The sequence below is a fragment of the Promicromonospora noduliphila genome, from assembly GCF_056951025.1.
Map to the genome: position 1 here is coordinate 270364 of NZ_CM167806.1, position 11871 is coordinate 282234.

7 protein-coding genes and 1 pseudogene are annotated in these 11871 nt (G+C 72.4%); 3 read left to right on the top strand and 5 right to left on the bottom strand.

The features are described from left to right. Nucleotides 1-12: 12 nt before the first annotated feature. The 3 genes and pseudogenes from AC0QU1_RS01135 to cpt form a co-directional block, all read right to left on the bottom strand. Nucleotides 13-1083 (bottom strand): IS110 family RNA-guided transposase, encoded by a 1071-nt coding sequence (locus AC0QU1_RS01135; RefSeq protein WP_483569918.1) that lies wholly within the window; start codon nucleotides 1081-1083, stop codon nucleotides 13-15. Between the two features lie 699 nt (nucleotides 1084-1782). Next, nucleotides 1783-2583 (bottom strand): sulfite exporter TauE/SafE family protein, encoded by an 801-nt coding sequence (locus AC0QU1_RS01140; protein ID WP_483573830.1) that lies wholly within the window; start codon nucleotides 2581-2583, stop codon nucleotides 1783-1785. Further along, nucleotides 2567-3123, bottom strand: a pseudogene (gene cpt, locus AC0QU1_RS01145) (chloramphenicol phosphotransferase CPT). The gene AC0QU1_RS01140 and the pseudogene cpt overlap by 17 nt, the downstream one beginning before the upstream one ends. A 119-nt stretch (nucleotides 3124-3242) precedes the next feature. Here cpt and clpB point away from each other — a divergent pair. Both clpB and AC0QU1_RS01155 read left to right on the top strand, forming a co-directional pair. Continuing rightward, nucleotides 3243-5852, top strand: coding sequence for an ATP-dependent chaperone ClpB (clpB, locus tag AC0QU1_RS01150; RefSeq protein ID WP_483573831.1), 2610 nt, complete (start codon nucleotides 3243-3245; stop codon nucleotides 5850-5852). A gap of 300 nt (nucleotides 5853-6152) precedes the next feature. Further along, complete coding sequence (locus tag AC0QU1_RS01155; RefSeq protein WP_483573832.1) at nucleotides 6153-7175, top strand: ArsR/SmtB family transcription factor; 1023 nt, start codon at nucleotides 6153-6155, stop codon at nucleotides 7173-7175. Here the strand turns inward: AC0QU1_RS01155 and AC0QU1_RS01160 are convergent. Further along, nucleotides 7153-9312, bottom strand: coding sequence for a septum formation family protein (locus AC0QU1_RS01160; protein ID WP_483573833.1), 2160 nt, complete (start codon nucleotides 9310-9312; stop codon nucleotides 7153-7155). The genes AC0QU1_RS01155 and AC0QU1_RS01160 overlap by 23 nt on opposite strands. Before the next feature lie 145 nt (nucleotides 9313-9457). Then, complete coding sequence (locus tag AC0QU1_RS01165) at nucleotides 9458-10297, bottom strand: exodeoxyribonuclease III (RefSeq protein WP_483573834.1); 840 nt, start codon at nucleotides 10295-10297, stop codon at nucleotides 9458-9460. Between the two features lie 37 nt (nucleotides 10298-10334). Between AC0QU1_RS01165 and AC0QU1_RS01170 the strand changes: the two genes are divergently transcribed. Beyond that, the gene (locus AC0QU1_RS01170) at nucleotides 10335-11855 is read left to right on the top strand and encodes an ABC transporter substrate-binding protein (protein ID WP_483573835.1); all 1521 of its coding nucleotides are present in this window, start codon (nucleotides 10335-10337) and stop codon (nucleotides 11853-11855) included. Nucleotides 11856-11871 lie beyond the last annotated feature (16 nt).

Consider the following 11871-nt stretch of genomic DNA (forward strand, 5'->3'; position numbering starts at 1 on the left):
AAAAGGACGCTCCTATGGTTGGTCAAGCTGTGAGGGGGCGTGTTCGAGGCGGCGGTAGAGGTCGCGGGCGATGTAGCGCTTGAGGCAGCGTTTGATCTCGCGGGGTGTCTTGCCCTCGCTGGTGCGGCGGGTGACGTAGTTGCGGGTGGTTTGGTGGTATCGGGTCTGTGAGACGGCGATGGTGTGCAGGGCGCGGTTGAGCTGCCGGTCGCCGTATCGGTTCAGGCGGTAGCGGGTGGTCACGTGCCCGCTGTTGGCAGGGATCGGTGCGGCTCCGGCGAGCATCGCGAACGCGGCCTCGGAGTAGACGCGGCCCGGGTGGGACCAGGCGCACAGGACCACCGCGGCGGTGATCGGTCCGACGCCGGGCAGGTCCAGCAGGTCCGGCCGCCAGGCACGGACCAGGGCCAGGATCGCTTGGGCGTGCTGGTCGGCCTCGGTGGTCAGGGTCTGGGCGCGGCGGGCCAGGGACCGCAGCACGGTCACGGTGGTGCGGGTCTCGACGTCCCAGGACGAGTGGACGCGCAGAGCGGCGGCGGTGGTGAGCATCTGCGGGACCTTCATCCCGCGGAACTTGTCGCGGATCTGCTCGGGAGCGGCGATGACCAGGCTGAACACCTGCCGTTGGGCGTTAGTGGATGCTTCGACGGCGGAGCGGCGGGCGGCCAGCAGGACCGACAGGGCCTGCCGGTCCCCGCCAGAACGCGGGGTCCCGAGTCGGGTCCGGGACAAGGCCTCTCGGGCGGCGCGGGCTGCGTCCAGCGGGTCGGACTTGGCGCCGTTGCGGCGGGCGGGCCGCTGGGGGCGGTCGAGCTCGACGACGACCTCACCACGGTCGGCCAGGACCCGGGCCAGGCCCGCGCCGTGGCCGCCGGTGCCCTCGATCGCCCACGCTCGCAGAACGCTGTGCTGGTCGGCCAGCTCGACCAGCCGGGCGTAGCCGGTCGAGGTGGTCTGGACGGCCAGCTCGGCCAGGACGCGGCCGGTGCGGGTGTCCATGACGGCGGCGGTGTGCGTGTCCACGTGGGTGTCGACGCCGATCACGACGTCGACGGCTTGACGTAGATCGGTAAGACTGGTCATGCGTTCTCTCCTGCCTGGGACGGGACGCGAGGGTTCCGGTCCGGGGCGGAGAACACGGCAGGACTGTGATGGGACACGCCCGGCGCCGCTAACGCCGGGCGGTCAAGCTCCTGATCAGGCCAGCTGCTCCGACCGGGCCGGGGCCGGCAGCCATGCGTGGACAAGTCCTTTTCAGGGCACGAAGCCAGTCAGTTGAAGAGTCACACGCACAGCCACCAGCCCACAGCCCAGCACCATCAGGCTGCGAAAGCGATCCTCACAGTCAGGTCATCGGCATTCCGAGCTGCCGATCACCTGACCTTTTACCGATCATCCGTGCCGTCAGATCGGGGGGCGCTTGGTCGCGGCCTCTTGCCGGGGGAGCGCCTTGCTCAGGAGGCGGAGCAGCTCTCGGCGGTCTGCCGTGGTGAGCGGGCCGAGCGGTGCACCGGCGATGATCTCGACCAGACGGCTAGCCTGCCGATCCTCGTTCGGGCCACCACAGGGGCTGGCGTCCGCTGGGGGCTGGTCAGCCGTGCGGCTCGACGTCGGCACCCTGCTATGTCCCCTCCGCCCAGGTCGGCAGTTGGCATCGAGATCGGCCCAGCGCTGGACCGATCTCGATGCCAACTGCCGACCTGAGCGAACGGGGCTTAGTGGACTGCCGACCTGGGCGAGCGCGGCTCAGCCAACTGCCGACGTCGTGAGCGTGGTTCGGCTCTAGTGCCGCTGCTTCTCCAGGGCCTTGCGGACCTGTTGGACCAGCGCGAAGACGAGCAGCGCGGCGAACGCGATCGAGGCGACCCGGTCGGGCATCACCACCGACAGGCTGGCCCCGCCGAACGAGAAGCCCGACGCCACCAGGCCGATGATCGCGGCGGTCTTCAGGTGGACCAGCCGGTTGCGGGCGTTGACCCAGGTCCCGGAGATCGCGGTAGGGATCATCGCGACCAGCGACGTGCCCTTGGCGAGCGCGGGCGCGAAGTCGAACAGGGCGGACAGGCCGGGCACCGCGAGCTGCCCGCCGCCGATGCCCAGCAGGCCGGACGCCACACCCATGACGAGCCCGAGCCCGACCATCCCCGCGCCGTCCAGCAGGCTGGGCAGACCTTCCGCGGTGTCCACCTCCGGCGGCTCCCCGAACCCGTCCAGCAGGGACCGCACGATCCCCGCGAGCAGCACTCCGACGAACAGCCAGCGCAGCAGCGCCTCCGGGACCCGGGCGAGCAGCCGCGCACCGACCACCGCACCGATCACCGAGCCCACGACCAGCAGGCCGGCGGCGATCAGGTCGACGGCGTCGTGCATCAGGTACGGGATCGAGCCGACGATCGCCGCCGGGAGGATCGCGGCCAGCGAGTACGCGCTGGCACGGCGCTGGGTCAGGCCGCCGAGCGAGGTCAGGAGCGGCACCATCACGATGCCGCCGCCGAGGCCGAACAGCCCGGAGAAGGTGCCACCGACGATCCCGACGAGGACGGAGCGGGAAGGGGTCAGGGAGTCGTCAGTCTGCGCGGTCACCCCGCGATGATCTCAGGTGTGCGGCGATGGTCCGCGCACAGTCCATCGACTCGGTGAACGTGGTGTCGACCTCCAGGTCGTAGGCCACGCCCTCGTGGACGACGTCGGCCTGCTTGGCGGCCATGCCGGCTACCCGGTCGCCGCGGGCGGCCTCGCGCTCCTCGGCGACCGCCGCACCGCAGTGCACACCCACCCAGAGCGTCGGCACGTCGCCCAGGGCGTCCAGCCAGCGTCGCTGCGATCCCGCGCCGCCGAGGAACACGTCGTCGACCACGATGTGCGCACCGGCGCGCGCCATGGCGACCAGCCCGGTGATCCACGCGTCCTGCAGCGCCATGAACTCGGGGCCGACGTCGACGCCGCCGTCGTCCGCGAACCCGATCCCGTCGCCGCCGGAGTCAGGCGGGCGGGCATGGCGTCGACGAGGGTGTCGACGCTGAGCGAGAGCCAGGCGTCGGGGAGGACGGCCTGCAGGCCGCGCGCGATCGCGGACTTCCCGGAGCTCGAACCGCCGTTGAGAACGATGACCTGGGTGTTCATGCGGTAACGGTACGAGTGTCGGTGAGGCGCGCTACAGTGATATTCCAAGTTGAGCGGAATAGGCTCAACTTTGCGGCGGTTTCATCCCGTGCAGACTTCAGCGCTCTCGGAGGGGCTTCATGGACACCAAGTTCACGACCATGTCGCAGCAGGCGATCGGCGACGCGATCCAGTCGGCGTCGGCCGCAGGCAACCCGCAGCTCGAGCCGGTGCACCTGCTCGCCTCGTTGCTGCAGCAGGAGCGCGGCGTGGCCGTCGGGCTGCTCGACGCGGTCGGGGCGAACGCGCAGGCCATCGGCCAGCGGGTGCGCGCGGCGCTGGTCGCGCTCCCCCAGGCCAGCGGGGCGAGCACGGCGCAGCCGAGCGCGAGCCGCGCGACGGCCACCGTCCTGGACCTGGCGGCGAAGGAGGCACAGGGCCTCGGCGACGAGTACGTCTCGACGGAGCACTTGCTCGTCGCCATCGCGGCGGGCCAGTCGCCCGCTGCCCAGATCCTCGTCGACGCGGGTGCGACCGCCGACGCGCTGCGCGCAGCGCTGCCCGCCGTCCGGGGCTCCGGCCGGGTCACCAGCCCCAACCCCGAGGGCACGTACAAGGCTTTGGAGCAGTACGGCACCGACCTGACGCAGCGCGCCCGTGACGGCAAGCTCGACCCGGTGATCGGCCGCGACTCGGAGATCCGCCGCGTGATCCAGGTGCTGAGCCGCCGCACCAAGAACAACCCGGTGCTCATCGGTGAGCCGGGTGTCGGCAAGACCGCCGTGGTCGAGGGGCTGGCCCAGCGCGTCGTCGCGGGTGACGTGCCCGAGTCGCTCAAGGGCAAGCGCCTCGTGGCGCTCGACCTGGCGAGCATGGTGGCCGGCGCGAAGTACCGCGGTGAGTTCGAGGAGCGCCTCAAGGCGGTCCTGGAGGAGATCACGGCGTCGGACGGCGAGGTGGTCACCTTCATCGACGAGCTGCACACCGTCGTCGGCGCGGGTGCCGGCGGCGACGGCGCCATGGACGCGGGCAACATGCTCAAGCCCATGCTCGCCAGGGGTGAGCTGCGCATGGTGGGCGCCACCACGCTCGACGAGTACCGCGAGCACATCGAGAAGGACCCCGCGCTGGAGCGCCGGTTCCAGCAGGTCTTCGTGGGCGAGCCGTCGGTCGAGGACACGGTGGCGATCCTGCGCGGGCTCAAGGAGCGCTACGAGGCGCACCACAAGGTGACGATCGCTGACTCGGCGCTCGTGGCCGCCGCGTCTCTCTCCGACCGGTACATCTCCGGCCGGCAGCTCCCCGACAAGGCGATCGACCTGGTGGACGAGGCCGCCTCGCGGCTGCGCATGGAGCTCGACTCGTCCCCGATCGAGATCGACGAGTTGCAGCGCGCCGTCACGCGCCTGGAGATGGAGGAGGTCGTGCTGTCCGAGTCCGCGGACGCCGCGTCCAAGGACCGGCTGGAGCGCCTCCGGGCCGACCTGGCGGACCGCCGCGAGGCCCTGGCCGCGCTCACCGCGCGCTGGGAGTCCGAGAAGGCCGGGCACAACCGCGTGGGCGACCTGCGGGCGCGCCTCGACGAGCTGCGCACCGACGCCGAGCGCAAGCTCCGCGAGGGCGACCTGGAGGGCGCCGCGCGCATCCAGTACGGCGAGATCCCGGTGGTCGAGAAGGAGCTGGCCACGGCAGAGCAGGAGGAGTCGGAGGTCGAGAGCCTGCCGTCCCCGGACCAGCCGATGATCGCGGACAAGGTCGGCGCGGACGAGATCGCCGAGGTCGTGGCCGCGTGGACCGGCATCCCCGCAGGGCGGCTGCTGCAGGGCGAGTCCGAGAAGCTGCTGCACATGGAGGAGGTCCTCGGGCGGCGCCTCATCGGGCAGAAGGCGGCCGTGGCTGCGGTGTCCGACGCCGTGCGGCGCACCCGGGCGGGCGTCTCCGACCCCGACCGGCCCACCGGCTCGTTCCTGTTCCTCGGCCCCACGGGCGTGGGCAAGACCGAGCTGGCCAAGGCGCTCGCGGACTTCCTGTTCGACGACGAGCGCGCCATGGTCCGCATCGACATGTCCGAGTACGGGGAGAAGCACTCGGTGTCCCGGCTCGTCGGCGCGCCCCCGGGGTACGTCGGGTACGAGGAGGGCGGCCAGCTCACCGAAGCCGTCCGCCGTCGGCCCTACTCGGTGGTGCTGCTGGACGAGGTGGAGAAGGCGCACCCGGAGGTCTTCGACATCCTGCTCCAGGTGCTCGACGACGGCCGCCTCACCGACGGTCAGGGCCGCACCGTCGACTTCCGCAACACGATCCTGGTGCTGACCTCCAACCTCGGCTCGCAGTTCCTCGTGGAACCGCTGCTGTCGGACGAGGAGCGGCGCGAGTCGGTGATGACGGCCGTGCGGGCCGCGTTCAAGCCGGAGTTCCTCAACCGGCTCGACGACGTGGTGATCTTCGACGCGCTGACGCTCGACGAGCTCGGCAGCATCGTGGACCTGCAGGTGGACGCGTTCGCGGAGCGGCTGGGGGACCGGCGCATCACGCTCGACGTCACCCCGGCGGCCCGCGAGTGGCTCGCCCTGGAGGGCTTCGACCCCGCGTACGGCGCCCGGCCGCTGCGCCGCCTGGTGCAGCGCGAGATCGGCGACCGCCTCGCCCGGCTGCTGCTCGCGGGTGACGTGTCCGACGGCGACACCGTGGTGGTGGACCGGGCGGACGGCGACGGGCTGTCCCTCGTCCGGAAGGTGCTGACCGCGTAGCGGGGTACTCCGCTCGACGTAGGCCTGCCTACGTCGAGCGGCCGACGCGGGACGCTCCCGGCCCTGCGATGCTCGGTCGACGGGGTGACGTCGCGGTCGGGTACCTGCGGGAATGCCCGCATGTGATGGTGTTGTGAAGGTGACCGCCAGTTCGTTCATAACTGGAAACCCCGCACGTCCCTCTGTGTGTGCGGGTGAATCTGTGCGCGGCGTGCCGCGCACCGCTCGGCACGGTCGTGTGGCGCGCGGGGGGCGAGCCGACGGGGCCACGGGGAGAGGCAGACGGTCAAGGAGGGCCCGGTGCTGCGGTTCCACTTCACTTCGGATGATCTAGCCCGGGTCCGCATCGCGGCGGGTCCGGACCCCATGTGGGAGGTGTTGCTCAGCGCTCACGTGGTGAACCAGCCCTCGGGCCCGCTGCTGTTCGGGGCCTGGCGTGAGCGGGTGCTGTCCGGGCTGCCGCCCGCGGCCCGGATGCTGCTGCGGCTGACGCCGCCGCGCGGCTACTCGCCGGACTTCCTGACCCCCGTCACCGGTGCCGACGACTTCGAGACGGGGCTCGACGCCGTGCTGTCCACGTCCAGGAACCAGCTCAGCCGCGACATCTCGCGGCTGCGGCACGGCCAGCCGCCGCACAGCTGGATGCGCGACCTCGCCAACGGCTCGGCCCCCGCCCTGCGCGGGCTCGGCGCCTCGATGAGCGCGTACTACGAGCACGCGATCGGGCCGTACTGGAGCGGGATCCGGGCCGCCGTCGACCTCGACCGGGCGGCGCGCACCCGCGCCTGGGTGGAGGGCGGCACCGAGCACGCGCTGCGCACCCTGCACCCCGCGATCCAGTGGGAGCACCCCGTGCTGTCGGTCTCGACGGCCGCCGAACGGGACGTCGACCTGGCCGGCCGCGGCCTGCTGATCGTCCCGTCGTACTTCTGCACCCGCGCCCCCATCTCGCTGGCTGATCCGGAGCTACCGCCGGTGCTGCTCTACCCGATCAGCCACGAGCAGGCCTCGGCCGACCGGGACGTCGAGGGACGGGCCGACGGCGGCCGCCCCCTCACGGCCCTCCTCGGCCGCACGCGGGCCGCCGTGCTGCGCACGCTCGGCACCGGGGCGACGACCAGCGAGCTGGCGCAGCGGCTGGCGATCTCGCCGGCGTCGGCCTCCGAGCACGCGACGGTGCTGCGCAACGCCGGGCTCATCGCGAGCGGACGCGAGCGCAACACCGTGATCCACGCGCTCACCCCGCTGGGCCGGAGCCTGCTGGACGGCCGCGGCGGGTGGGCGCCGGCCACGCTGACGGTTACTGCAGCAGATCCTGCGTGATCGGTTCCGGCGTGGTCGCCAGGCACAGGCCGACGCGGTCGCCGTCGGCCCACGAGTCCTCGCTGGGGCCCCAGACCACGTAGCTCACGGTGTTGACGACCGGGCTGGTGCGCGCGGTCGGGCCGAGCTGCTTGGTGCCGCAGACCTGCGCGATCCGCTCGTCGACGGCGTCGCGGCCCGGCCAGACGGCGGCGTCGGCGAAGTCGGTGCGGCCCACGACCTGCGCGGTGTGCGGGGCGTCGCAGGGGACGGCGCGCACCGCGGAGATCTCGCCGTCCGGCGGCACGCTCTCCACGCACGACCCGAGCACGAGCTGCAGCGGGTGCACGTCCCGCGGCTCGGCGATCATCGCGTCGATCGGCTCCCACTGCTGCCGGTTGGCCACGTTCACGACGACGGCGACGATCGCGACCACCGCGACCACGGCCAGGACCGCCCCGCCGACCAGGGCGAACCGGCGCCGCTTGGCGGTCTCGTCGGCCGGGGTGGGCGGGCGCCAGCCGGCGTAGGCGGCCTCCGGCGCGTAGTCGTGGACGGCGGGGAACGTGTGGGCCGTGCCGCCGCGTGCGGCCGGGAACGGCGACGGCGGGGGCTGCGGCGCGGACGGCTGGGCCTGCTCCGGCGCTCCCGGCCGGTGCTGCGTGGGCGCCGCGGGCGTGGGGAACGGGTTCGGCGGGGTCGGATCCGGCTGGGTGCGGGTCGTGGGGGACGCGAACAGCTCGGGCGACGCGGTGGGGATGTCCGCGGCCGGTGCTCCGGTGGAGTTCGCGCCCTCGGCGGGTGCCCGGCCGGCGGGTGCGTCCGCGGGCGAAGCCGTTGTCGCTGAGGTGTCCGTTGCGGATGCGCTCGTCGGTGCGTCGGTCTCGGGTGCGGTCGTCGCCGACGCGTTCGCGAGGGAGGCGGCGTCCTCGGTCTGCTGCGGCTCGGTGCCCTGGGGCTCGGTGCCCTGCGGCGTGGCCTCCGCTCCCGGAGTCTCCGCTCCCGGAGTCTCCTGCTCCTCGGGCTGCTTGGCCTCGCTCGCGACGGTCCGCGGCCCCAGCGCCTTCTTGTGCGCCGCGGAGATCGCCGCGAAGGACAGGGCCTTGAAGTCGAGCATGTCGTCGATGCTCGAAGACGCTCCGCCGCCTGAAGACGCTCCGCTGCCCGACGGCGTCGCCGCGGGCGGCTCGCTCGTACCCGCACCTGCTGGCGGTGCGGGCTGGTCGTCGCTGCTCGCGTCCGCCGGTGACTCGGGTTGGCCGGCTGCGTTGGTCTCCCCGGACCGCGCGGGCGTGGGTTCCACGGTGTCCGCTGGCCGGGCGGTGCTCGCCGGTTCGGTAGGCATCGTTGGAGTGGCAGGCGTGGTCGGAGTGGTGGGCGTCGCCGGTCCAGCGGGTGCTGCCGGAGCGGGTGCTGCCGGAGCGGGTGCTGCCGGACCAGGTGTTGAGGCAGGGGGCGCAGGTCGCACGGCCGGCGGGACGATCGCGATCTCTTCTGTGGGCGCCTCGTGACGCTTCGAACGGCCGGGGCGCCCGGGTGCTGTCCCTGGCCGTCCGGCGGCCGTCGGGGACGCCGCCGTCGCAGACGCCGCGTCCGCGGCGGGCTCCTCAGCAGTCGCGGCTCCGGAGTCGGGCTGAGTGGTCCCGGTCGGAGCCGAAGCAGACACCGTGCCGGTGTCGACCTCGTTGACCTCGTCGGCGCTGGCCGCCGTGGCAGCGTCCGCCTCGGGCTCCGGAGCGGACGAGATCGTCGTCGGCCCGTCGTCCTCGATCGAATCCGTCGCCGTCGCGTCCGTCGCCTCTGCGTCCGGCGTCTGCGCAGCGGGCACGCCCGCTGCAGGCGCCTCGGCAGCCGAGTCGGCGGCCTCGCTCACGGGCTCTCCGGCCCCAGGACCGCCTCCGCTCCCGGCACTGCCCCCGCTCTCGGGAGCGGCGTCGCTCTCGGGAACATCGTCGGCGTCCGGCGCCTCCTCGGCGCCCGGAACGTCACCGGCCTGCCCGGACGCCTCCGCGCCCGCCTCGCCGTCGTCCTCGCCAACAGGGCCGCCGGGTGCCGGATCCGGCACCGCCTCGGCCGCGGACGTCTTCGCGGCAGGATCCTCGGCAGAGTCCTCGGCGACTTCGGTGGCGGCCGGGTTCTGGTCGGGCGTCGACGTCATGCAGGTTAACTTACCGACATTCGGCAACGACCTTGCCACCGGGAAGGCGCCCGTTTCGAGTGCACTCGATTTGTGGACAATTTCACCCGCCGATTTCCCCATCTGGAATGGAACCTGCGCGCTGGAGGCCCGGACGCCGGCCGGTTCAGTCGGTCAGGTCGACGATCACGGGGACGTGGTCGGAGGCGCCCTTGCCCTTGCGCTCGTCCCGGTCGATCACGGCGCCCGCCGCGCGGTCCGTGAGCGCGGGCGAGGCCCAGCAGAAGTCGATGCGCAGCCCCTTGTTCCGCGGGAACGCGAGCTGCTGGTAGTCCCAGTAGGTGTAGGTGTGCTCCTCGGAGATGAACTTGCGGGTCAGCTCGGTATACCCGGCCTCGCCGAACGCGTCGAAGGCCGCGCGCTCCGGCGGGGAGACGTGCGTCTTGCCCGCGAAGTCCGCAGGGTCGTACACGTCGGTGTCCAGCGGGATCACGTTCCAGTCGCCCATGAGCGCGACGGCGTCGCCGGTGCCAGCGCCGTCCGTGGGCGCTGCCCAGGTCTCCGCCGCCGTACGCAGGGCGTCCAGCCAGGCGAGCTTGTAGGTGTAGTGCGGGTCGCCCAGCGCGCGTCCGTGCGGCACGTACAGGCTCCACACGCGGACGCCGCCACAGGTCGCGCCGATGGCCCGCGCCTCGATCGGCGGGTCGACGTCGAGCAGCGTCTCCGGGCCGTCGTCGAGCGCCTTCGCGAAGCCGGGCTGGCCGGGGAAGTGGGTGGCGACGTCGGCGAGGCCCACGCGGGACGCGATCGCCACGCCGTTCCACTGCGACAGGCCGAAGTGGGCCACCTCGTACCCGGCGGCCGCGAAGGCCGCCGTCGGGAACTGGTCGTCGCGACACTTGGTCTCCTGGATCGCCAGGACGTCGGCCTGGGACCGGTCGAGAAAGGCGAGCACACGGTCCAGCCGCGTGCGGATCGAGTTCACGTTCCAGGTGACGAGGCGCACAGGCTCAGCCTATGGTCACCCCGACTACCCTGGCCTCGTGCAGATCCTCACCAGGCGCTTCGCCGTCGGCACCGCCGTCGTCCTCACCGCCGGGGTGCTCGCGGCGTGCTCCGCCGGGAGCACGTCCGACGTGGGCACGGCAGGGGCGCGCACGGACGTCGTCGTCGGGCTGACCGGGGAGCCGACCAACCTCGACTTCACGACGACGTCGGGCTCGGCCATCCCGCAGCTCCTGATGAACAACGTGTACGAGGGCCTGGTGACCATCGACCAGGAGGGCGAGGTGCAGCCGCAGCTCGCCGAGTCCTGGGAGATCAACGGGGACCGCACCGTGTACACCTTCACGCTGCACGACGGCGTGACGTTCTCCGACGGCTCGCCCTTCACCGCTGACGACGTCGTGGCGTCGATCGGGCGCGTCCAGGACGACTGGACGCTGAGCCTCAAGTCGAAGATGGACGTGGTCGAGAGCGCGGAGGCCGTCAGCGACACCGAGGTGGCCGTGACGCTGCGGCACCCGAGCAACTCGTGGCTGTTCGACATGGGCACGTCCGTCGGCGCCATGTTCCCCGACGACCTGACCGCCGACCTGGCCACCGAGGCGGTCGGCACCGGGCCCTACACGGTCGAGGAGGTCGTCACCGGCGACCACATCACGCTCGCCGCCCGCGACGACTACTGGGGCGAGGCGCCCGCCATCTCCGACGTCACCGTGCGCTACTTCGCGGACGCGAACGCCCAGGCCAACGCCGTCCGCGCGGGCGACATCGACCTGGCGTACAACCTCCAGGCGCCCGACCTGCTGCCCAGCCTCGAGCAGGACGACGACCTGCGGGTGCTGGACGGCACGTCGACCGGTGAGGTGCTGCTGGCGCTGAACAACGCCGCGCCGCCCTTCGACGACCTGCGGGTGCGCCGCGCCGTCATGTACGCGATCGACCGCCAGGCGGTGCTCGACACGGCCTGGGCCGGGCACGGCGAGCTGATCGGCTCGATGGTGCCGCCCACCGACCCCTACTACGAGGACCTGACCGACGCCTACCCGTACGACCCGGACCGGGCGCGCGAGCTGCTGGCCGAGGCGAGCGCGGAGGACCTGAGCATCACGTTCGACGTGCCGACCCGCCCCTACGCGGAGGCCGTCGCCCAGGTGGTAGTGTCCCAGCTCGCGGACGTCGGCATCGACGCGACGATCGTCCCGGCCGAGTTCCCCGCCGTCTGGCTGGACAAGGTGTTCACCGAGCACGACTACCAGATGTCCGTGATCCTCCACACCGAGGCCAGGGACATGCTGACCATCTTCGGCGATCCCGACTACTACATCGGCTACGACAACCCGCGGGTCGCCGAGGTCGCGGAGGAGGCCGACCAGGGCAGCCCCGACCAGTACGTCGCCGGCATGCAGGAGGTCGCCCGGATGATCGTGGACGACGCCGCGAGCTACCCGCTGTTCCTCTTCCCCAACACGGTGGTGGCCGACGCCGGGCTCGAGGGCATCGCCGCCAACGCCACCACGGAGTCGATGGACCTCACCGGCCTGCGCTGGTCCGACAGCTGACCGGGCGCGACGCCGG